We start from the raw sequence: 21,541 nt of genomic DNA, 5'->3' as shown, positions 1-21,541 counted from the left end.
CTTTCGGGGTTGGTGGTGCGGCTCAGGGACGACGGATGGCGTCGGCCGCGGCCGTGGCGGCGGGACCGGCCGCCAGCTCGGTCTCCAGCAGCTGCTTGCCCAGCAGCTCCGGGTCGGGCAGCTCCATCGGGTACTCACCGTCGAAGCAGGCGCGACACAGATTGGGCTTGGCGATCGTGGTCGCCTCGATCATGGCGTCGATGGAGATGTACGACAGGGAGTCCGCGCCGAGGGAGCGGCCGATCTCGTCCACCGACATGCCGTTGGCGATCAGCTCCGCGCGGGTGGCGAAGTCGATGCCGAAGAAACAGGGCCACTTCACCGGCGGGGACGAGATGCGGATGTGCACCTCGGCGGCGCCCGCCTCACGGAGCATCCGCACCAGGGCGCGCTGGGTGTTGCCGCGCACGATCGAGTCGTCGACGACGACCAGGCGCTTGCCCTTGATGACTTCCTTGAGGGGGTTCAGCTTCAGCCGGATGCCGATCTGGCGGATCGTCTGCGACGGCTGGATGAAGGTGCGGCCCACATAGGCGTTCTTCACCAGACCCGCACCGAACGGGATGCCGGAGGCCTCCGCGTAGCCGATCGCGGCGGGCGTGCCGGACTCGGGCGTCGCTATCACCAGATCGGCGTCGACGGGCGCCTCCTTGGCCAGGCGGCGACCCATCTCGACCCGGGAGAGGTACACGTTCCGGCCGGCGATGTCGGTGTCCGGACGGGCCAGGTACACATACTCGAAGACACAGCCGCGAGGCTTCGCTTCCGCGAATCGAGAGGTACGCAGGCCGTTCTCGTCTATCGCGACGAACTCGCCCGGCTCGATCTCGCGGATGAAGGTGGCGCCGGTGATGTCGAGCGCGGCGGTCTCGGAGGCGACCACCCAGCCGCGCTCCAGACGGCCGAGGACCAGCGGGCGGATGCCCTGCGGGTCACGGGCCGCGTACAGGGTCTGCTCGTCCATGAAGACCAGCGAGAAGGCACCCTTGACCTGGGGCAGGACCTTGGCGGCCGCGTCCTCGAGGGTCAGCGGCTTGCCGTCGTCGTCGACCTGTCCGGCCAGCAGGGCCGTGACCAGATCGGTGTCGTTGGTCGCGGCCACCTGGGTGGCGCGGCCGTTCTCCTTGGGGAGCGCGGCGACCATCTCGGCGAGCTGCGCCGTATTGACCAGGTTGCCGTTGTGGCCGAGGGCGATGGAGCCGTTGGCCGTGGCCCGGAACGTCGGCTGGGCGTTCTCCCAGACGGAGGCACCGGTGGTCGAATAGCGCGCGTGTCCCACCGCGATATGACCTTGGAGCGAACCGAGCGAGGTCTCGTCGAAGACCTGGGACACCAGGCCCATGTCCTTGAAGACGAGGATCTGGGAACCGTTGCTGACCGCGATACCCGCGGATTCCTGGCCCCGATGTTGGAGGGCGTACAGCCCGAAGTACGTGAGCTTTGCGACCTCTTCCCCGGGAGCCCAGACACCGAAGACGCCACACGCGTCCTGAGGGCCCTTCTCACCGGGAAGCAGGTCGTGATTGAGTCGACCGTCACCACGTGGCACGGGTCCGAGTGTAGGCGAGATCGTGCACTGGTCCGAATCCGGTCATCTGCCCCACCGGATGCACCCCCTCCTGGGGCATGGGGGGTCACGGCTTGGCGGTCGCGGTGAGTCCCATGTCGTTTTCGCTGGTCAGCGTGATGTTGCGATGATCGATGCGGTATCCCAGCGTCCCGTCGAAGAGGGCGCTCAGCGTCCGTTCGGTCGTCATGAGTGAGCCGTCGCACATCATGCGGGTGGTCCTGGGGGTGCTCAGGGTGAGCCGGCCGTCGCGCACGGTCGCCTCGGCGGTGAAACGGTTGCAGCCGAGGCTCCCGGACACCGTGCCGGCCGTCCGGTCGAGCGTGAACCAGGCTTTGCCGGTGGCCGCCTCGGGCAGCGAGGAGGCGGTGTCGCCGTTCACCATGGACGTGACCTGCCACGTCGTTCCGTACAGGGACGCGTCGTCCTCCTTGGTGAGGTGGATGCGGACGCCGTCCTCGCCGGTGAGGGTCAGCCGGTTCCGGTCGACGGCCGCGGTGAGCGACCCGTGCGCGAGCGTGCGGGAGAAGGAGGCCTCGAACTCCATCGGGTCCTTCTCGCAGGCCATGTCCGTGGACCGGGCGGGCCCGAGGTCGACACGGTCGCCCCGGACGGCGGCGGACGCACCGAAGCCGTTGCAGCCGTAGTTGCCCTGGGCCCGGCCGTCGTCGATCCGGAGGTAGGCACCGGCCGGAGCACTCCTCGTGGTGCCGTTCGCGGTGAGGCTGTCCACGCGCCAGTGCACGCCGGTGACCTGCGAGCCGCCGTCGGAGCCGACGGAACTGCTGCCGCTGCCCGACCCGGTGTCGGTACCGCACGCCACCGCGAGCGGGAGCAGGGTCAGGACGGTGAGGGCCAGTCGGTGCTTGTCCATGGCGGTGGGACGGGTGGGGCGGGGGGCCGGTTCCACGGCCGGCGTCCTTCGGCCGTGCGGTCCCCGGACCGAATCCGAAACCCTCTCGCCCTCAGGCCATGAGGGGCAGCAGGCCGCCGAGGTCGGCTCGTTCGCCGCTCGCGCTCACCTTGGCGTCGGCGAGAGCGGTGGCCCACTGCACACGGCCCGTCGCCAGCCGGATCCAGGTCAGCGGATCGGTCTCGACGACGTTCGGCGGGGTGCCCCGGGTGTGGCGGGGGCCCTCGACGCACTGCACGACGGCGAACGGCGGGATGCGCACCTCGGTCGAGGCGCCGGGCGCCTTCATCGCGAGCGCGTCGGCGAGCAGCCGGGTCGCGGCGGCAAGAGCCTGGCGGTCGTACGGGATGCCGAGCCCGGGAACGGCGGCGTTCAGGTCGTCGCTGTGGACGACGAGTTCCACCGTGCGGGTGACGAGGTAGTCGGCGAGCGGCAGCGGGCCGATGCCGGTGGCGAGCAGTCGTGTACCCCGGTGGCGCGCCAGGTCTTCGCTGAAGCGGCGCTCGATGTCACCGAGATGGGCGTCGAGATCCGGATTCTGCTCGGCGAGCCGCCGGCCCACGTCCGCGATCGTGTCCGCGTCGGCGGCGGTCGCGAACGGCCAGTCGAGGAGCGTGACGTCCTTCCCGGCGGGTTCCGGCAGGTCGACGAACCGGCTGACAGCGCCGAGCGCGGTCCCGGTGTGCGCCACCAGTTCCCGCACGGTCCAGCCGCCGAGCCGGGTCGGCAGCGCCAGTTGCTCGGGGGTGAGGGTGCGCACGGCCTCCCGCACGTTCCCGAACTGCGCGTGCACCGCCGCACGGATCCTGGCGGGGTCGTACGTCCGTGCGCGTTTCCTGGCCGGGGGCATGGCGGTGAGCCTATGCCTTCACCGCGTACCCGTTCAGACCGGCTGCGATCAGGTCGAAGGCGCGATGGGCGCGCTCGGCCGCGTCGGCCGCCACCTCGTCGACGGCCTCGCCGCCGTCGAGGCGGCGGTGGTGCTCCTCGACCAGGGCGTTACGGGCGGCGGTCAGGGTGGCGGCGGCGATCAGGGCGAGCGTGGCGTCGCCGGTCTCCTCCGCGAGCTGGTCGGCCAGTTGGCGCGCGCCCTTCTCCGACTCGACGTAGGCGCGTTCCATCAGCTCCGGCGTCTTCATGATGACCTCCCGGATCCGGCGGGCGAACGGCTCGCCGTGCAGGCCGACCGACGGGTCGCGCCCTTCGACCATCTCCAGGAACTGCCGGCGAACGGCGTCCACCGCCGACTCGCCGGACGCGCGGTCGCGCACGGCACGCGCCGCGTCCGAGAAGTGCTCGACCATGGGCTTGAAGACCAAGTCCTCCTTGGAACCGAAGTAGTTGAAGACGGTCATCTTGGACACCTCGGCGACGTCGGCGATCTCCTGTACCGAGACGGCGTCGAAGCCCTTCTCGGCGAACAGGGCGATCGCGGTGCGGTAGATCCGCAGCGCCGTCTGCCGCTTCTTGCGCTCACGCAGCCCCATCGCCTCAGCAGCCATGACGTCACTGTACCAAGATTAAATTTTGTCCCGGCTGAAACTTGTGCAGAGATAAAACATTGACCCAGTACATAAATGCCGGGCATGGTGATGCCCATGACCGAGACCCAGCGCAAGATCGCCTTCCTCGTCTGCCTCGTCACGATCGTCCTGGCCGTCCTGGACATGCAGATCGTGTCCGCGGCCACCGTGCCGATCGTGCGCGACCTCGACCCGGATCACGGCATCGACAGGATCCCCTGGCTGGTCAGCGCCTTTTCGCTGGCGTCGGCCGCGGTGCTCCCGCTGTACGGAAAGCTGTGCGACGTCCTGGGCGCCAAGCAGGTGTTCCTGGGGGCCGTGGGCACCTTCCTCCTCGGCTCGGCACTGTGCGGAGCGGCCCGGTCGATCGGGCAGCTCGTCGCCGCGCGGGCCGTTCAGGGCGTCGGGGCCGGCGGGCTGATGAGCGTCACGATGGTCGTGATCGCCCAGTTGCGGGGCCCCGGCGAACGGGACTCCAAGGGCGCGGGCATGGGCGGGATCGTCTCCGGCGGCGGCATGGCGCTCGGCCCCTGGATCGGCGGTCTCCTGTCCGACCACGCGAGCTGGCGCTGGATCTTCTACGTCAATCTGCCGCTCGGCCTCGCGGTCCTGGTCCTCGCCGCCCGGGTCCTGAAGCTTCCCCGCCACACCGCCGACCGCTCCATCGACTTCCTCGGCGCGGGTCTCGCCGCCGCCTTCGCCACCGCACTGCTGCTGGTCACCGAGTGGGGCGGCAAGGAGTACGCCTGGTCCTCACCGCAGATCGCCTTTCTGGCTCTGGCCTCGGTGGCCGCCCTAGGCCTCTTCCTGTGGCGCCAGCTCACGGCTGCCGAACCGATCCTGCCGTTGTCCATGTTCCGTGTCCGGGAACTGCGATGGGGCTTCGCCATCCAGGGTCTGGTGGGCGCGGCCCTGGTGGGCGCCTTGTACTACGTCATGGTCTACCTGCAGGTCGCCCGTGGCGTGGCCAGTTCGTCGGCGGGGCTGTACCTCGTCTTCATGGCCGCCGGCATGACCGTCGCCGGGGTCGTCACCGGAAAACTCGCGGAACGCGGCCGACTCGAGCGGACGTTCGCCATCAGCGGTTCCGCGATCACCGCGGTGGCCTTCCTGCTGCTGGCCACCACCGGCAGCGACACGTCCCTGTGGTGGCTCCGCGCCGAACTCCTCCTCGTCGGCGTCGGGTTCGGCCAGCTCATCGGCCAGCTGATCCAACTGGTCCAGGACGCGGCCCCGCGCCATCAACTCGGGGTGGCCACGACCGGCATCCGCTTCTTCCAGACCCTGGGCACGGCCCTAGGTGCCGCCCTCTTCGGCACCCTCGTCTCCCGGCTGTACGACGGGCCCGGCCACCTTGGCTCCTTGTCGGGCACGGCGCACACCACGGAGATGCACGCCTACGTCGACGCGCTGGACGGCGTGTTCGTCTGCGGGGCCGCGCTGATGGCGGTCTGCCTGCTGGCGGCGACGCGGCTGCCCAGGTCCCGTCCCGTGCACAACGCCGCGGAACCGGCGAGCGAGCCCGCCTCGGTCTGACACCGGCACACGAAGGCCCCGCCCGGCGAACCGGGCGGGGCCTTCGACGTCCTGCGGACCGCTTACCCGAGCAGCGCCGGAATGGTCTCCTCGTGGGCCTTCCGCAGCTCCTCCAGGGACAGCGCGAACTCGCCCTGGAGCTCGATCGCGTCACCGTCCACAACGCCGATGCGGGCGACGGGCAGACCACGCGCCCCGCACATGTCGTTGAAGCGGACCTCCTCCGAGCGCGGCACGGCGACGAGCGCGCGCCCCGCCGACTCCGAGAAGAGGAAGGTGAACGCGTCGAGCCCGTCCGGTACGACCAGCCGCGCACCCTTGCCGCCCAGCAGGGAGGACTCCACGACCGCCTGGATCAGGCCGCCGTCGGACAGGTCGTGCGCGGAGTCGACCATGCCGTCGCGGGAGGCCGAGATGAGGATCTCGCCGAGCAGCCGCTCACGTTCGAGGTCGACCTGCGGCGGCAGACCGCCGAGGTGGTCGTGGACGACCTGCGACCAGGCCGAGCCGCCGAACTCCTCACGGGTGTCGCCGAGGAGGTAGAGCAGCTGACCCTCCTCCTGGAAGGCGACCGGCGTACGGCGGGCGACGTCGTCGATGACACCCAGCACCGCCACCACCGGGGTGGGGTGGATGGCCGCCTCGCCCGTCTGGTTGTAGAGGGAGACGTTGCCACCGGTCACCGGGGTGCCCAGCTGCCGGCAGGCGTCGGCGAGTCCGCGGACGGCCTCAGCGAACTGCCACATGACGGCCGGGTCCTCGGGCGACCCGAAGTTCAGGCAGTCGGAGACGGCCAGCGGCTTGGCACCGGTGGTCGCCACGTTGCGGTACGCCTCGGCGAGGGCGAGCTGCGCGCCCGCGTACGGGTCGAGCTTCGCGTACCGGCCGTTGCCGTCGGTCGCGATGGCGACGCCGAGCCCGGACTCCTCGTCGACACGGATCATGCCGGAGTCCTCGGGCTGGGCGAGGACCGTGTTGCCCTGCACGAAGTGGTCGTACTGGGAGGTGATCCACTTCTTGGAGGCCTGGTTGGGCGAGGACACCAGCTTCAGGACCTGGTCCTTCAGCTCCTCGGCGGTCTCCGGCCGCGGCAGCTTGTTCGCGTCGTCCGCCTGCAGGGCGTCCTGCCACTCCGGACGGGCGTACGGGCGTTCGTACACCGGCCCTTCGTGCGCGACGGTCCGCGGGTCGACGTCGACGATCTTCCCGCCGTGCCAGTAGATCTCCAGGCGGTCGCCGTCGGTCACCTCACCGATGACGGTGGCGATGACGTCCCACTTCTCGCAGATCTCGAGGAAGCGGTCGACCTTCTCCGGCTCGACCACCGCGCACATGCGCTCCTGCGACTCGCTCATGAGGATCTCCTCGGGCGAGAGCGTCGAGTCGCGCAGCGGTACGTCGTCCAGCGTCACGCGCATGCCGCCGGAGCCGTTGGAGGCCAGTTCGGAGGTAGCGCAGGACAGACCGGCCGCACCGAGGTCCTGGATACCGACGACCAGCTTCTCCTTGAAGGCCTCCAGGGTGCACTCGATGAGGAGCTTCTCCTGGAAGGGGTCGCCGACCTGGACGGCCGGGCGCTTGGAGGGCTTGGCGTCGTCGAAGGTCTCGGAGGCGAGGATCGAGGCGCCGCCGATGCCGTCACCGCCCGTGCGGGCGCCGTACAGGACGACCTTGTTGCCCGGGCCGGACGCCTTCGCCAGGTGGATGTCCTCGTGCCGCATGACGCCGATGGCACCGGCGTTGACCAGGGGGTTGCCCTGGTAGCAGGCGTCGAAGACGACCTCTCCGCCGATGTTGGGCAGCCCGAGGCAGTTGCCGTAGCCGCCGATGCCGGCCACGACACCGGGCAGCACCCGCTTGGTGTCCGGGTGGTCGGCCGCGCCGAAACGCAGCGGGTCCACGACCGCGACCGGCCGCGCGCCCATCGCGATGATGTCGCGCACGATGCCGCCGACGCCGGTCGCGGCACCCTGGTAGGGCTCGACGTACGAGGGGTGGTTGTGCGACTCGACCTTGAAGGTGACCGCGTAGCCCTGGCCGACGTCGACGACACCGGCGTTCTCGCCGATGCCCACGAGCAGCGCGTCCGACTGGGGGGCCTTCTCGCCGAACTGGCGCAGGTGCACCTTGCTGCTCTTGTACGAGCAGTGCTCGGACCACATGACCGAGTACATGGCGAGCTCGGCGCCGGTGGGGCGACGGCCCAGGATCTCGACGATCCGCTCGTACTCGTCCTTCTTCAGACCGAGTTCGGCCCAGGGCAGCTCGACGTCGGGGGTCGCGGTCGCATGCTCGACCGTGTCCAGAGGCGTCCGGCTCATGCGCCCACCAGCTTCTTGAGGATCGACGTGAAGAACGAGAGACCGTCGGTACGACCGGAACCGATCAGCGGCTCGACGGCGTGCTCGGGATGCGGCATCAGGCCCACCACGTTGCCCGCCTCATTGGTGATGCCGGCGATGTCACGGAGGGAGCCGTTGGGGTTGAAGTCCAGGTAGCGGAACACCACGCGGCCTTCGGCCTCGAGCTTGTCGAGCGTGTACTCGTCGGCGACGTACCGGCCGTCCATGTTCTTCAGCGGGATGTGGATCTCCTGGCCCACGGTGTAGTCACCGGTCCAGGAGGTCTCCGCGTTCTCCACCCGCAGCTTCTGGTCGCGGCAGATGAAGTGGAGGTGGTCGTTGCCCAGCATCGCGCCCGGGAGGAGATGGGCCTCGGTCAGGACCTGGAAGCCGTTGCAGATGCCGAGGACCGGAAGACCGGCCTTCGCCTGCTCGATGACCGTCCCCATCACCGGCGAGAAACGGGAGATGGCGCCGGCGCGCAGATAGTCGCCGTACGAGAAACCGCCGGGCAGCACCACGGCGTCGACCTGCTTCAGGTCCTTGTCCTTGTGCCAGAGAGCGACCGGCTCGGCGCCCGCGAGGCGGATCGCACGCTGCGTGTCCCGGTCGTCGAGGCTCCCCGGGAAAGTGACGACGCCGATACGAGCGGTCACTTCGCGGCCTCCGCGACTTCCTCCACCTTGACGGTGAAGTCCTCGATCACGGTGTTCGCAAGGAAGGATTCCGCAAGATCGTGGATGCGGGCGAGCGCGGCCTCGTCGACCGGTCCGTCCACTTCGAGTTCGAATCGCTTTCCCTGACGTACATCGGAGATGCCCTCGAAACCGAGCCGCGGCAGTGCGCGGTGGACCGCCTGGCCCTGGGGGTCGAGGATCTCCGGCTTGAGCATGACGTCGACTACGACGCGTGCCACTGGCACTCCCGGTGTGTGGTGCTGAGCAGGTTCCTTCAGACTACCCGCACAGAATTTCTACCCGCGTAGATTCGTAGCATCCTACGTGACGGCCGTCACGGTGCACCGGCGACGGCGGCCCGCACACGGAAAATCCTGGGAAAAATCACAGAAGAGCGATGGCAGGTCATTGCAGGCGGACACGCGGAGGTATTCAGTCGGTCTTCACAATGCAATGCCGGGCACTGTACAAAGGAAATGGCAATAGCCGATACTTTGCCCAATTACAGCCGGACAGTCGACATCTCCCCGACATCCGCCGGACGTCTGCGCACGTCATGGTGTCTGATCGCAGAGGTGCCGCACGAAGGGACCGATATTCGTGGCGCAGCGTGTCGTGGTCACTCTCTTTGACGACATCGACGGCTCAGAAGCGGCGGAAACGATCGTCTTCGGACTGGACGGCAAGTCGTACGAGATCGACCTCAATCAAGCCAATGCCAAGAAACTGCGTAAGGTGCTGGCACCCTACGTCGAGGCCGGCCGCAAGAAGGCGAAGTCGGGCAAGGCGTACACCCACACGGCGTTGACGCCGGACCCGGCGGCCGTACGGGCCTGGGCGCGCTCCAACAAGATGGACGTACCGCCGCGGGGCCGCATCCCGAAGAAGGTGTACGAGGCGTTCGCCGAGGCGAACTGACGCGACCCGATCGCCGGGGCCGGGCATCCGGCCCCGGCGTTCCCGGTTCCCCACGCGCACCCCCCTCGTCCGACGGACGCCGTGCGCTCCTCATTGCCGGGAGTCGGGTGGTCCGCCCGCCTTGTGGCGGCCCCATCGAACCCTGGGCACAACCGACTTGCACTGCCCCCCTGGTGATCAGCTAAAGTCTGGAGCACGCCGAGGGGCGAGGCCGAAATGCCGAAACCCCGAGAGCCGTGCGGGTGTAGTTCAGTAGCAGAACACCCCCTTTCCAAGGGGGAGGCGCAGTGTGCAATCCCTGTCACCCGCTCCACGGCATCGGTTCCACCGATCCAGGAAGCATCTCTGCTCGAGCTTGTCGAGAGCAGGGGTGCGGATCAGGTAGGCTGGTGCCCGCACCGATCGGTGAGAGCCGGTCGGGGGCAATGCGGACGTAGCTCAGTTGGTAGAGCGCAACCTTGCCAAGGTTGAGGTCGCGAGTTCGAGCCTCGTCGTCCGCTCCACAGACGAAGGCCCCGGTCGATCGACCGGGGCCTTCGTCGTACACCCGGAACCCGCGCGGACGGATCATCGTGCGACGGCGCCAGGCCTGACATCGGCCAAGCGGACGCCTGCCCGAGGGCGGGGATTTCCGTCTGCCCGGCATCAAACGGAGCGGGGCAGAGGCCGGCCTCCTGTCGACCACCGCCGCAGCCGTGGATTCGGACGGGACATGGCCGGTGTGGTGGAAGTGACCGGTGGTGCCGACGTGCCCGCCGTGGTGGACGAGCCGCACATGCCCGGGCCGGTGGTCCCGGCAGACACCCGGCCCCGGGACACGCCGGTGTGAAGGTCGCCACATCGCCGAGCACCCGAACTGCCGCGGCCCCGGGTGGCGGTCGGGAACGGGCGCGATGCCGGACGTCGGGAGCGGGTGCCCACGGCGGGAGTGTGCGGACGTGCCGCCCCGGGCCGACGGCCCATCACGGCTCTCCGGACCGTGCGTGCGGAAAACCGGCACGTGGAGCACAAGTTGGCCGTTGTCGTCGTCGGCGCCGTGCACGCGCCGCCGACGCCCGGGGATGCCCGGGTCGGACGGCGCCCGCGCCGACGCCGTACATCCCCGGGCGGGCCGCGCCGGAGAGCCAGAACGTACCGAGCGCTTTCCCGGGGCCGCTCTCGAACTCATGGCCGCGCACCGTGATGGGGCGGTGCGTCTCGCGTCCGAGCGACGTTGGGTATAGTTGCTCTCGCGCAACAGCGCAGTGCGGACGTAGCTCAGTTGGTAGAGCGCAACCTTGCCAAGGTTGAGGTCGCGAGTTCGAGCCTCGTCGTCCGCTCCACAGAAAAGCCCCCCGGCCCAGGCCGGGGGGCTTCTTCGTTGTGCGCGGGGTGGAACCCGTGGCCCGGCGGGGGCGCCGGGCCCATGGCCGTTACGACCAGCGGACACCGGTCAGCCGCTCGTACGCCTCCACGTACTTCGCCCGGGTCGCCTCCACGATCTCCTGGGGCAGCGGAGGCGGAGGCTGCTCGCTCGCCCGGTCCCAGCCGGAGGCCGGGGAGACGAGCCAGTCCCGCACGAACTGCTTGTCGAACGACTGCTGGGAGCGGCCCGGCTCCCACCGGTCGGCCGGCCAGAAACGGGACGAGTCCGGGGTGAGGACCTCGTCGGCGAGGACGAGGGTGTCGCCGTCGTGGCCGAACTCGAACTTGGTGTCCGCCAGGATGATCCCGCGATCACGGGCGATGTCCCGGGCGCGGCCGTAGACGGCGAGGGTCGCCTGCCGCAGCTGGGCCGCGGTCTCCGCACCGACCTGGCGGGCGACCTCCTCGTACGAGACGTTCTCGTCGTGCTCGCCGACCGCGGCCTTGGTGGCGGGGGTGAAGATCGGCGCGGGCAGTTCCGAGCCGTCCACCAGGCCCTCGGGCAGGGCGAGGCCGCAGACGGTACGGGACTCGTTGTACTCGAGGAGGCCCGAGCCCGTGAGATATCCGCGCGCCACGCACTCCACCGGAACCATCCGCAGGGACTTGCAGACGAGGGTGCGGCCGGCCCAGTCGGCCGGGGCCCCGGCCGGCAGCTCCGTGCTCAGGACGTGGCCCGGGACCAGATCGGCGAGCTGGTCGAACCACCAGAGCGACAACTGGGTGAGGATCCGGCCCTTGTCCGGGATCTCGGTCGGCAGCACCCAGTCGAACGCTGACGTACGGTCGCTGGCGACCATGACGAGGTCGCCCGCCCCGTTCTGGTACAGCTCCCGCACCTTTCCGGTGTGCAGATGCACCAGACCCGGCACCTCGACGGGCTCGGGCTTTTCGACGAATCCGGACACGATTCCTCCCCGTGGTTCTCTCCAATTGGCTCGATTCTCCCGTATGCGAGGAGCGAGCCGGTCCGCGGGGCGGGTCGCAACGGAGTCAGTCCCGTTTGCAGATGCGGTCCAGGAGGTTCGCGGTCGCCTGCTGGACACGGGCGTCCACATGGCCGGGGCGGTCCAGCGCGGGCGACCAGGCGAACGTCCCGGACGCGAAGACCAGGGCGCCGGACGGGGCCCGGTACAGGGACGTCTCCTGGTGCCGCAGCACGCCCTCGCCGTCCCGGTAGGGAGAGTGGGCCAGGAGGATGCGGCCCTGGTGCTCGGGCAGTGGCGCGCGCGGGAAGTAACGGTCCGCCTCGCCGGCGACCATCCCCGCCAGTTCGTCGCGCTCTTCGGCACCGGTCGCCTCCCACAGCCAGTGATCGGCGTTGCGGACGACGAGCGGATGAGGTTCGGGCACCCGGCCCGCGTACTGGATGCCGATCGTCTCCTGCTCGGGACGGTCGATCTCCCGCCACAGCGTGGCCTTCCCCGGGCCGCGACGCTTGCGGCAGGTGAGCAGGCGGTCGGGGACACCGGACGGGGACGGCCCCAACTCCACCTGCCAGTACATGGTGTTGGCGGAGAGGAAGACGAGCGAGGTGCCGTTCTCGCGGGCGAGTTCCACGGTGCGGCGCATCTGGGGCGACCAGTACTCGTCATGGCCCGGGAAGACCAGGCCGCGGTAGCGGGTGGGGTCGATGCGGCCCGCGTGCAGATCGCGGGCATCGGCGTAGGCGAGGTCGTAGTGGTAGCGCTCGGCCCAGCGGATGAAGTCGTAGGCGTGGCCCACGTGCAGCGGGAGGCCCGCGCCCGCGTACGGACGGTCGAAGGACACCGTGGTGGCGGCGTCCGCCTCGCCGAGCAGCCGGCCGTTCTCGTCCCAGGCGTGGTAGAGGCTGGCGCCGGTGTGGCCGTCCTCCGGATAGAGGTTGTACGCCTGCCACGTGATGTCCGGGAGCAGCAGGAGGAGGTCGGCCGGGCGGCTGTCGCGGACGGTGAAGGGGACGTGGGAGCGGTATCCGTCGGCGGTGGTGAGGACGGCCACATACGCGCCGATGCTCCAGTAGGACGGGATCTGCAGCCGCCAGGAGAGCCACCAGTGGTGGCAGGAGACCGTGCGGTCCGCCGTCAGCGGGGGCGGCTGCACGATGCCGGAGAGACGGGGGCTCGTGGTGATCTTGGAGGCCCCGTCGCCGCCGTAGTGGCCGATCCGGTAGACGTCGACGGCGAACTCCTGCGGCGGGTCCACCGTGATGCGGAAGTCGATGGCCTCACCGGGCGCGACCCCGCCGGTGGAGGTGAAGCCCTTGATCTGGCGGTGGACGTCGTCGGCGGAGCGCGGGCCGCCGGTGCGGGGCGCCGGGATCCGCGCTCCCTTGTGGCCCTGGGACGGGACGTGGGCCGGGGCCGGATCCACGTACCAGGGGACCACCTGGCCTGTGTCGTCGAAGTAGGTCTCACTGCCCCGGAGCCAGGGAACGGGGCCCTGGCCGAAAGGATCCGTCACAGCGTGTGCGAGAGCGCCCGACTCCCAGCGGCGGATGTGCTCCGACCCCATACGATGTCCCCTCCCTCGACCCCGTGAGCCGTCGTGGGCCCTTGCTCGTACCCGAACGGTCCCAGCACATCACATTACGCACGCACTCCGTCACCGTTCGTCGTGAATTGACGTGGACGGAATGGGATTCTCCGGCCACAGGTCGCGGCCCGGACACCGACGGGAGCGACGTATCCGCAGGTGGACCGGGGTGGGACCACAACGGGGCACGGCAGTCTCGATCCTCGGGGTGACGACTGCCGCAGGAGGCGTGAGAGTCCCCCGTGCGGAGCGGGGAGCGGGTGACGGACCGGCCCGGCCGGCCGAAAGTCGTCAGACCAACCGGACCGGCTTCTCGGCGCGTATGCCGAGATGGCGGAGCCAGGCGCGGAGCGGTTCCGCGTCGCCGTCCTCCACGAGCGTGAGCACCCGGGGGGTGAGGTCGGTCGCACGTTCGTCCCGGACCAGCAGGGACGGACCGTCCAGCCAGTCGAGGCCGGGTACCGCTCCGGCCGTGTCCATCGCCGCGCAGCACACCATCGCGGCGACATGGTCGACGAGCAGTTCGCGACCGCTGCGGGGCGGCTGGAGCGGGAACAGCGGGAGCAACACGTCGTCCCACACCGTGCGGTCCGGCCCCGACGGGCGGCCGGCGTCCCCGCCCGGTACCGCCGCGACGGCCGACTCCTCCCAGGCGACTTCGGCACTGAGTCCGGCGACCAGGGCGGCGGTCCGCACACCGGCGACCGCACCGTCCTCGTCGAGGTCCGGCACGGCGCGGGCGGCGACCATGTCGGCTTCGGATACGCCGACCGGCTCGGCATGCGCCCTCTCCGCGCCGGGATCCCCTTCCGCGTCGGGGGCTTCGGGGGCGACGGCCCCGTCCGGCGCGCTCCCGCCGTCGCACGCACCTTCCGCACCGGGCCCGCCCCGGTGCGGGCCGGCGGGCCGAGGGGTGGGTGCGCCGGCGTACCCGCTCCCGGCCGCCGCGTCCCCCTCGTCGGTGCCCGTCCGGACCGTCAGGTACTTCAGGACCCGCTCCAGCGTCGGCCCGCCCGCGTCGGACGTGCCCGTCCGGGTGGTGTGGTGGACGCCGAGAGCGTCGAGGACCCGGTGGAGCCGGGCCGCGTCCGAGCGCCACTTACGGTCCACGACCTCGTCCGGATAGTCCTGCCAGTTGACCGGCGCCCAGTTCGGGCCGGGTGCCGCCGGACCGCCGTGGAAGAGACGCGCTGCCAGCAGCGACGCGGCCTCGTCCACCGCTCCGGGCTCCTCCAGCAGGTCGCAGGCCGGCCGCTCGCCCAGACGGGAGGCGAACCCCTCGGCCAGCCGGTCCCGGCGGGAGAGTTCGGTGAGGGCCGCGACCACGCCGGCGTCCAGGCGCGACGGCCAGCGCCCCATCCGCCAGGCGGGCAGGGCGACCCGGGTCAGCAGCCGGTCCCAGCCGGCGTACGCCAGACCCACCTGCTCCTGCGCGACGATCCGCAGACCGTAGTCCACAGCCTGTGCACGCTCGGCCGCGGCGGCCGCCACCCCTCGTTCCATCTCTTCCGCATGGACCCGGCAGCTCCGCAGCAGCAGCCGGGCCACCCGGCCGACTCCGCCCAGCACCGCGCGGATCAACGCCCCGTGCCCGGGTGCCGCACTCACGGCCACGGCGGCGTCCAGTCCTCGGACGAAGCGTCGTGCCGCTGCTATGTCGGGGTGCGCGGACGGCCCCGTACCGGCGACGACCGGGGCGAGCACCGCACGCAGTTCGCCCACCCGCATCCACCACAGGAACGGGGAGCCGATCACGAGCACGGGCGCCGTCGGAGCACGGTGGTGCCGGGAGGGCTGCAGGCCGCGTATGCCCCGCGGGCCGGATATCTCGTCCGGTGACCGCGGGGGCGGGCCATGGGCGGGATGGGCGCGGTCCTCCAGCCAGCTGTCGCAGTCCGGGGTGAGCGCTATGGCGGACGGGGCGGGGACGTCGAGGCGATCGGCCAGGTCGCGGACCATCCGGTACAGATCGGGGGCCGCGTCCTCCGCGATCGGGACGGTCGGGCTGACGGCCGGACGGGCGCGCGCGACCACGAGGGCGATACCGGCGGCGGCGAGCAGGACGGCCACGGCGACGCAGCTCACGACCCAGCGCGCGACGACTCCCCAGTGCCCACCGCTGATGTGACCGGTGGAGCGGCCGACGAACAGCACGACGGCGACGGCGGCAGGCAGCAGAGCCACGGCCAGCGCCCTGCTGCGGATCCGCAGCACGGCAAGGGCCCGGGAACGCGCAGCCTGCGCGCCGATCTCCACACCGATTCCGGTCACGACCGGACGTCACCCCCTCTGATCCGCCTCTGTCCCACGCGACCTGCGGCGTGACGGTCGCCGTCACAGAGGTCGTCGTCGGACGTCCGTGCGTTGCTCACTCCCCCACTGTGGCACCCGCCACCGACATCGCAATGCCGGTGGGCCAAGTGCCGGAACGCTTGCGCCGCACCCTAGTTGGGGCCTCCTCCCTCGTCAGCCGGATGGGTCACCGCTCACTCGATGGAATGGCTTTGGGGAAAGGTGGATGACGTAGGGCGACGGCCAGGCCCTGGATCGCCCACCGCTGCGCATTCGGCAGAAGCCGGGATTTCGGGCCCCTCCTCACGGCGCGGGCCCCGGATCCTGAGACGGATCCGGGGCCCGAGGGGTTCATCGCCGGGCGGCACGGCTGCTCAGGCGCCGCCGGCCTCGGCGGCCTGCGCCGCGATGTCCGTACGGTGCTGGGAGCCGTCGAGCCCGATGCGGCCCACCGCCGTGTACGCCCGTCGGCGCGCCTGGGCGAGGTCGGCTCCGGTGGCCGTGACGGACAGCACACGGCCGCCCGCGCTCACCACGGCGTCGCCCTCCTGCCGGGTGCCCGCGTGCAGGACGTAGGCGTGCGGGGCGTCCTCGGCCGCGACCTCGGCGAGACCGGTGATCGGGTCGCCGGTGCGCGGGGTGCTCGGGTAGTTGTGCGAGGCCACGACCACGGTGACCGCAGCGTCCTCGCTCCAGCGCAGGGGCTCGAGGTCCGCGAGGGTGCCGTTCGCCGCGGCCAGCAGCACGCCCGCGAGCGGGGTCCTCAACCGGGCGAGGACGACCTGCGTCTCGGGATCGCCGAACCGGGCGTTGAACTCGATGACCCGGACACCGCGCGAGGTGATCGCCAGGCCCGCGTACAGCAGGCCGGAGAAGGGGGTGCCGCGGCGGCGCATCTCGTCGACGGTCGGCCGGAGAACGGTCTCCAGGACGTCCTCGACCAACTTCGGCTGGGCCCATGGCAGCGGCGAGTACGCCCCCATACCACCGGTGTTCGGCCCCTCGTCGCCGTCCAGGGCGCGCTTGAAGTCCTGTGCCGGCTGGAGCGGCAGGACCGTCTCGCCGTCGGTGACGGCGAACAGGGAGACCTCGGGTCCGTCGAGGTACTCCTCGACGACCACACGCTCGCACTGGGCGGCGTGCGCCTTTGCCGCCTCCAGGTCATCGGTGACGACGACGCCCTTGCCTGCGGCGAGACCGTCGTCCTTCACGACGTAGGGGGCGCCGAAGGCGTCGAGTGCCTCCTCGACCTCCTCGGCGGTCGTGCAGACGTACGACCGTGCGGTGGGGACGCCCGCGGCTGCCATCACATCCTTGGCGAAGGCCTTGGAACCCTCCAGCCGGGCGGCCTCCTGGGAGGGTCCGAAGACGGGGATCCCCGCCTCGCGCACCACATCGGCGACGCCCGCGACGAGCGGCGCCTCCGGGCCCACGACGACCAGCCCGACGCCGAGCCCGGTGGCCAGCGCGGCCACGGCTTTTCCGTCGAGGGCATCGATCTGGTGCAACTGGGCCACCTCGGCCACGCCTGCGTTTCCGGGGGCGCAGTGCAGCTCGGTGACATCGGGGTCGAGGGAGAGGGAACGGCACAGGGCGTGTTCGCGGGCGCCGCTACCGATGACGAGGACCTTCACGGGGTCAGCCTAACCGCCGGGGCGGAGTGGCTTTGTGGGGGCCGCCGAAGGGACCGGCGGCGGGCGTTTGTGGGTTCCTCCCGAAGAGATGGGGTGCCGCCCGGTGATCCTCCTCGCTCCCGCCTACTCGTTCGAGAACTCCTCCACCACCGTGGCGCCGAGCTCCCGGACGATCAGATCGTGGCCGGACAGGGCCGACTCGTCCAGGTCGGGGTCGTCGTCCTCCGGCATGTCGTCCTCGGGCGCGACCACGTGCCGTTCGGTGGGAGGCGCGGCCGGGGCGGGGGCCGGGGGCGCGGGAGCGGGGGACGCCGAAGTGGCCGGCCGCGCCGAGGAGGCCGGCTGCTCGGCGGGGGCGGGGCGGGGCGCGGGCGAGGCGCCGCCGCCTCCCGGCTGGAAGCCGCCACCGAATCCCGAGCCCCCGGTGGCCGGCGGTGCCGAGCCACCCGACGGGTCGACGATGGCCTCCACCTTCCACTGCACGTTGAACTGTTCGGCCAGCGCCTGCCGCAGCACGTCCTCGCTGCCGCTGCTGAGGAAGTTGTCGCGGGCTCCCGCGTTCACGAAACCGATCTGCAGCGTGGTGCCGTCGAAGCCCACCACCTGCGCGTTCTGGCTCAGCAGGATCCAGGTGAAGCGGCGGCGGTTCTTGACCGCCTCAAGAACGTTCGGCCAGAGCGTGCGGGGGTCGAGACCGCCGGAACCGGGCGCGGGCGCCGGAGCGGCCGGAGGAGCCGGGGTGTCAGGTGCGGCCGGAGTGGCCGGCCGGCCCTGGGCGGCGGGGGCCCGGCCCCCGCCGGCGGGCGCTGCGGTGGGCCAGCCGCCGGGTCGGCGACCGCCCCCCGTGGCGGCGGCGGCGGGCCACGCACCGGGCGCGCCGGGGGCGGGAGCCTGCGGCTGGGCCGGTGCGGGGGCGGTCGGTGCCGGGGCGGCCTCCTGTGCCACAGGCGGCGGTACCGGCACCGGGGGCGCGGCGGCCTCGTGGGCAGCAGGGGCGACCGGGGCCGCAGCGGGTCCGGCGCCACCGGAGCGCACGGCGGCACGAGCGGCCGCCACGCCTCCACCGGGCGGCACGGATGCCGCATCCTGCGGGGCGGGTCCCCCGGTCATACCGCCGTGCACCTCGGGACCCGGCACATAGCCCATGGCGGGAGCGGCGCCCCCGGAAAGGCTGATGCCCCGCTCCAGACGGTCCAGGCGGGCCATGACCGACCGCTCGTCCCCGTACGCCGCGGGCAACATCACCCGGGCGCAGATCAACTCCAGCTGCAGCCGGGGCGAGGTGGCCCCGCGCATCTCGGTGAGCCCCTCGTTGACCAGGTCGGCGGCGCGGCTGAGCTCGGCCGGCCCGAAGACACCCGCCTGCGCCTGCATGCGCTCCAGTACGTCGGCGGGGGCGTCGATGAGCCCCTTCTCGACGGCGTCGGGCACGGCGGCGACGATCACCAGGTCGCGCAGCCGCTCCAGCAGATCGGCGACGAACCGCCGCGGGTCGTTGCCCCCTTCGATGACCCGGTCCACGACCTCGAAGGCGGCGGCCCCGTCACCGGAGGCGAAGGCCTCGACGACGGAGTCGAGGAGCGACCCGTCCGTGTAGCCGAGCAGTGAGGTGGCCATGGCGTATGTCACACCGTCCGCACCCGCACCCGCCAGCAACTGGTCCATGACGGACATGGAGTCACGCACGGATCCGGCACCGGCGCGCACGACGAGCGGCAGGACCCCGTCCTCGACGGGGTTGTTCTCCTTCCGGCACACCTCGGCGAGGTAGTCCCGGAGGGTGCCCGGCGGCACGAGCCGGAAGGGGTAGTGATGGGTGCGCGACCGGATGGTCCCGATGACCTTCTCCGGTTCGGTGGTCGCGAAGATGAACTTGAGATGCTCGGGCGGCTCCTCGACCACCTTCAGCAGCGCGTTGAAACCCGCCGACGTGACCATGTGGGCCTCGTCGATGATGTAGATCTTGTACCGGCTGCTCGCGGGCCCGAAGAAGGCCTTCTCCCGCAGGTCACGGGCGTCGTCGACACCACCGTGCGACGCGGCGTCGATCTCGATGACGTCGATGGACCCCGGCCCGTTCCTGGCCAGGTCCCGGCAGGACTGGCACTCGCCGCACGGCGTCGGCGTCGGGCCCTTCTCGCAGTTCAGGCAACGGGCCAGAATGCGCGCACTGGTCGTCTTGCCGCAGCCTCGGGGCCCGCTGAACAGGTACGCGTGATTGACCCGGTTGTTCCGCAGCGCCTGCTGCAGCGGGTCGGTGACATGCTCCTGCCCGATGACCTCGGCGAACGACTCCGGGCGATAGCGGCGGTACAGCGCGAGAGACGACACGCATACGAGGTTATAGGCGTCCACTGACAAAGCGACCGGCCCGAGGCCCACTCCCGGACCCTGCACCCGCGCCCCTCACCTGCGCGATACACAAGACCCCTCACGCACCCGCCAGAGCCGACCTACCCTTGCTGCCTTCCGGCCCTGGGGGAGTTCAGTCAGATAGCGCCGCGTGAGGGGCTGGACCCCAGCGTACCCGATCGCAGGGGGCCCGAACGAGTTCGCTAGCACTCCCCGGCGTCATGTAATGTTTCCGGCGGAGGATTCGCCTAGAGGCCTAGGGCGCACGCTTGGAAAGCGTGTTGGGGGCAACCCCTCACGAGTTCGAATCTCGTATCCTCCGCCAGTGCCTCACCGGGCACGATGTCGAAGGGCCCCACCATTCGTGGTGGGGCCCTTCGGCGTTCGTGGTCTCACTTTTGGTCTCATTTAGCTTCGGAGGAACCCCAGAGCTTTTCGCCGACCTGGTCCGCGACCATGCGCAGCATGGGCCCGGTCACATGCATGTAGCGGGCCCGCATCCGCGCGGCACCACCCGGCTCCCAGCCCATGATCGCGTCCACGATCACATCCGGGACGCCCAGCAGGAGAAGAACGGTGGCCGCCGTGTGGCGAGCGTCGTGAAGACGCCCGTCCCGCACGCCTGCGTCCCTAAGCAGACGCTTCCACACGTGGTAGTCAGTGTTCGGGCTCAGCGGCCCGCCAGTGGGCAGGGCGAAGACATAGCCCTTGTCCTCCCAGTCGGCTCCCGCCTCCACTCGCTGCCGGTCCTGCTCCTCCTGATGCTTGCGGAGCAGCTTGATCAGCGGATCTGGCAGCCCAATCGTGCGGCGGCCGGAGCGGGATTTCGTGTTCTTGTGCTCGCGCCGGATCTGCTCGCGCTTGGGGCAGTAGCCCGGCTTCCTTCCGCACGGCTCGCTGCCACAACCGTGCTGGTACCTCGGCCGCAGCCGATTTCGCCGGATGCGGAGGTACCCGGCATCTAGGTCCACGTCCTCCCACTGGAGGGCCAGTGCCTCTCCCTGGCGGAGGCCGAGTGCGAGGGCCACTACCCACCGCGCGCTATTGCGGAGCTTGGATGCCTCCAGCAGCAGGCTTTGCACCTCCTCAATGCTGTACGGCTCGACCTCCTCCTCTTCGAGCCGAGGAGCCCGGGCGATCTCGGCGACGTTTCGGGCGACGTGCCCGCGCCGCCTGGCCTCAGCAAGCGCCACCCGCACGGTGCGGTGCACATGATGCGCCGTCCCGGCTTTACTGCCTTCGCGCTGCATCCTGGCGTAGAACGCCTCCAGGTGTTCCGGTTCCAGGCGGTCGAGCCGGTGCGCCCCGATGCCGGGGACCAGATGCACGCGTACGTCCACCTCGTAACCGGCGTACGTGTTCTCGGAGACGTACTTCTTCGCGATCTCGTAGACCCAGTGCTCCAGCCAGCGCCCCAGCGTCCATTTCTCGCCCGGCTTGCTGAGGTTGCCAGAGTCGCGCTCGCGCTCGATCTCACGGACTGCTTTGACTACCTCAGCCTTGGTCTTACGGCCGACGTGCCGCCGGTCTGGCTTGCCATCCGCGCGGATCCCGACAGTCACACGGCCATGCCACCGGCCATCCGCGCCCTTATAGATCGAAGCTGCCCCGTTCGGCTCACGACTCCGTTTTGCCATCACGCGCCCTGCCTCGAGGCAGCCGAGCCGCCACGCAGGCGAGCAACGTACATGGCAAGCGCATCAGCGGGGATACGCCGCAGACTGCCGACCTTGACCGACTCCAGTTCGCCCGAGGCGATGAGAGCGAAGCAGGTAGTCCGGCCAATACCCAGTCGGCGGGCAGCTTCCTCGACAGTGAGGAGCAGGAGCATCGGATCAGCAGTCGTCGGTACGAGTGCCGCGGTTGTGG

At 70.6% G+C, this 21,541-nt stretch carries 16 protein-coding genes, 4 tRNA genes and 1 other RNA gene; 6 read left to right on the top strand and 15 right to left on the bottom strand.

What is annotated here, in order from left to right:
• Positions 1–22: 22 nt before the first annotated feature.
• From purF to ACSHXN_RS21720, 4 genes are all read right to left on the bottom strand, one after another.
• Entirely contained in the window at positions 23–1,549 is a 1,527-nt protein-coding gene (purF, locus tag ACSHXN_RS21735; protein ID WP_356112415.1) for an amidophosphoribosyltransferase, read from the bottom strand.
• Positions 1,550–1,634: 85 nt separating this feature from the next.
• A complete protein-coding gene (locus tag ACSHXN_RS21730; protein WP_438303558.1) occupies positions 1,635–2,477 on the bottom strand; it encodes an META domain-containing protein in 843 nt (280 codons plus the stop codon).
• A gap of 55 nt (positions 2,478–2,532) precedes the next feature.
• Positions 2,533–3,330, bottom strand: coding sequence for a sterol carrier family protein (locus ACSHXN_RS21725; protein WP_438303557.1), 798 nt, complete (start codon positions 3,328–3,330; stop codon positions 2,533–2,535).
• 10 nt (positions 3,331–3,340) lie between these two features.
• Entirely contained in the window at positions 3,341–3,982 is a 642-nt protein-coding gene (locus ACSHXN_RS21720) for a TetR/AcrR family transcriptional regulator (protein ID WP_355135241.1), read from the bottom strand.
• 96 nt (positions 3,983–4,078) lie between these two features.
• Here ACSHXN_RS21720 and ACSHXN_RS21715 point away from each other — a divergent pair, with 96 nt between their 5' ends.
• Positions 4,079–5,539 carry an MFS transporter gene (locus ACSHXN_RS21715; protein ID WP_438303556.1) on the top strand — a complete coding sequence of 487 codons (1,461 nt, stop codon included), beginning with the start codon at positions 4,079–4,081 and terminating at the stop codon, positions 5,537–5,539.
• 62 nt (positions 5,540–5,601) lie between these two features.
• Here the strand turns inward: ACSHXN_RS21715 and purL are convergent, their stop codons facing one another.
• From purL to purS, 3 genes are read right to left on the bottom strand one after another with little or no spacing between them, the layout of a single operon-like run.
• Positions 5,602–7,860: a phosphoribosylformylglycinamidine synthase subunit PurL gene (gene purL / locus ACSHXN_RS21710; protein WP_355135237.1), complete on the bottom strand. Its 2,259-nt coding sequence runs from the start codon at positions 7,858–7,860 to the stop codon at positions 5,602–5,604.
• Positions 7,857–8,537 carry a phosphoribosylformylglycinamidine synthase subunit PurQ gene (purQ, locus tag ACSHXN_RS21705; RefSeq protein WP_355135235.1) on the bottom strand — a complete coding sequence of 227 codons (681 nt, stop codon included), beginning with the start codon at positions 8,535–8,537 and terminating at the stop codon, positions 7,857–7,859. Before purQ ends, purL begins: the two co-directional genes overlap by 4 nt.
• Complete coding sequence (gene purS, locus ACSHXN_RS21700) at positions 8,534–8,797, bottom strand: phosphoribosylformylglycinamidine synthase subunit PurS (protein WP_059130114.1); 264 nt, start codon at positions 8,795–8,797, stop codon at positions 8,534–8,536. Before purS ends, purQ begins: the two co-directional genes overlap by 4 nt.
• A gap of 361 nt (positions 8,798–9,158) precedes the next feature.
• On the opposite strand from purS, the gene ACSHXN_RS21695 reads away from it, so the two are divergent.
• From ACSHXN_RS21695 to ACSHXN_RS21680, 4 genes are all read left to right on the top strand, one after another.
• The gene (locus ACSHXN_RS21695; RefSeq protein WP_355135233.1) at positions 9,159–9,476 is read left to right on the top strand and encodes a histone-like nucleoid-structuring protein Lsr2; all 318 of its coding nucleotides are present in this window, start codon (positions 9,159–9,161) and stop codon (positions 9,474–9,476) included.
• A 238-nt stretch (positions 9,477–9,714) separates the two neighbouring features.
• Positions 9,715–9,789: transfer RNA gene (locus ACSHXN_RS21690), tRNA-Gly, on the top strand.
• Positions 9,790–9,903: 114 nt separating this feature from the next.
• Positions 9,904–9,979, top strand: a tRNA-Gly gene (locus tag ACSHXN_RS21685).
• A gap of 743 nt (positions 9,980–10,722) precedes the next feature.
• Positions 10,723–10,798 (top strand) — tRNA-Gly (locus tag ACSHXN_RS21680).
• Between the two features lie 90 nt (positions 10,799–10,888).
• Here ACSHXN_RS21680 and ACSHXN_RS21675 read toward each other — a convergent pair.
• The 6 genes from ACSHXN_RS21675 to ffs form a co-directional block, all read right to left on the bottom strand.
• On the bottom strand, positions 10,889–11,788 hold the full coding sequence (locus tag ACSHXN_RS21675; protein WP_355135231.1) for a phosphoribosylaminoimidazolesuccinocarboxamide synthase: 900 nt from the start codon (positions 11,786–11,788) through the stop codon (positions 10,889–10,891).
• An 85-nt stretch (positions 11,789–11,873) separates the two neighbouring features.
• Positions 11,874–13,373: a N,N-dimethylformamidase beta subunit family domain-containing protein gene (locus ACSHXN_RS21670; RefSeq protein ID WP_355135229.1), complete on the bottom strand. Its 1,500-nt coding sequence runs from the start codon at positions 13,371–13,373 to the stop codon at positions 11,874–11,876.
• A 312-nt stretch (positions 13,374–13,685) separates the two neighbouring features.
• A complete protein-coding gene (locus tag ACSHXN_RS21665; protein WP_438303555.1) occupies positions 13,686–15,665 on the bottom strand; it encodes a hypothetical protein in 1,980 nt (659 codons plus the stop codon).
• A 395-nt stretch (positions 15,666–16,060) separates the two neighbouring features.
• Complete coding sequence (gene purD / locus ACSHXN_RS21660) at positions 16,061–17,320, bottom strand: phosphoribosylamine--glycine ligase (protein ID WP_355135225.1); 1,260 nt, start codon at positions 17,318–17,320, stop codon at positions 16,061–16,063.
• A 123-nt stretch (positions 17,321–17,443) separates the two neighbouring features.
• A complete protein-coding gene (locus tag ACSHXN_RS21655) occupies positions 17,444–19,651 on the bottom strand; it encodes a DNA polymerase III subunit gamma and tau (protein ID WP_438303554.1) in 2,208 nt (735 codons plus the stop codon).
• 88 nt (positions 19,652–19,739) lie between these two features.
• Positions 19,740–19,836: signal recognition particle sRNA small type (ffs, locus tag ACSHXN_RS21650), an RNA gene on the bottom strand.
• Between the two features lie 73 nt (positions 19,837–19,909).
• Between ffs and ACSHXN_RS21645 the strand changes: the two genes are divergently transcribed.
• Positions 19,910–19,997, top strand: a tRNA-Ser gene (locus tag ACSHXN_RS21645).
• A gap of 79 nt (positions 19,998–20,076) precedes the next feature.
• On the opposite strand, the gene ACSHXN_RS21640 is transcribed toward ACSHXN_RS21645, so the two are convergent.
• Together ACSHXN_RS21640 and ACSHXN_RS21635 are read right to left on the bottom strand one after the other, a co-directional pair.
• Positions 20,077–21,309 (bottom strand): tyrosine-type recombinase/integrase, encoded by a 1,233-nt coding sequence (locus tag ACSHXN_RS21640; RefSeq protein WP_385750785.1) that lies wholly within the window; start codon positions 21,307–21,309, stop codon positions 20,077–20,079.
• Positions 21,309–21,503, bottom strand: a complete 195-nt coding sequence (locus ACSHXN_RS21635; RefSeq protein WP_385750847.1) for an excisionase family DNA-binding protein — start codon at positions 21,501–21,503, stop codon at positions 21,309–21,311. The genes ACSHXN_RS21640 and ACSHXN_RS21635 overlap by 1 nt, the downstream gene beginning before the upstream one ends.
• Positions 21,504–21,541 lie beyond the last annotated feature (38 nt).

The organism is Streptomyces sp. HUAS TT11 (genome assembly GCF_051553595.1).
GTDB lineage: Bacteria > Actinomycetota > Actinomycetes > Streptomycetales > Streptomycetaceae > Streptomyces.
Note: the sequence above shows the minus strand (reverse complement) of the source record. Positions and strands in the feature narration are given on the sequence as shown.

What these genes read in the sequence shown, in the direction of transcription:
- ACSHXN_RS21725 (WP_438303557.1), bottom strand. Translation starts at nt 3,330, where the DNA reads ATGCCCCCGGCCAGGAAACGCGCACGGACGTACGACCCCGCCAGGATC.
- ACSHXN_RS21720 (WP_355135241.1), bottom strand. Translation starts at nt 3,982, where the DNA reads ATGGCTGCTGAGGCGATGGGGCTGCGTGAGCGCAAGAAGCGGCAGACG.
- ACSHXN_RS21715 (WP_438303556.1), top strand. Translation starts at nt 4,079, where the DNA reads ATGACCGAGACCCAGCGCAAGATCGCCTTCCTCGTCTGCCTCGTCACG.
- purL (WP_355135237.1), bottom strand. Translation starts at nt 7,860, where the DNA reads ATGAGCCGGACGCCTCTGGACACGGTCGAGCATGCGACCGCGACCCCC.
- ACSHXN_RS21670 (WP_355135229.1), bottom strand. Translation starts at nt 13,373, where the DNA reads ATGGGGTCGGAGCACATCCGCCGCTGGGAGTCGGGCGCTCTCGCACAC.
- ACSHXN_RS21640 (WP_385750785.1), bottom strand. Translation starts at nt 21,309, where the DNA reads ATGGCAAAACGGAGTCGTGAGCCGAACGGGGCAGCTTCGATCTATAAG.
- ACSHXN_RS21635 (WP_385750847.1), bottom strand. Translation starts at nt 21,503, where the DNA reads ATGCTCCTGCTCCTCACTGTCGAGGAAGCTGCCCGCCGACTGGGTATT.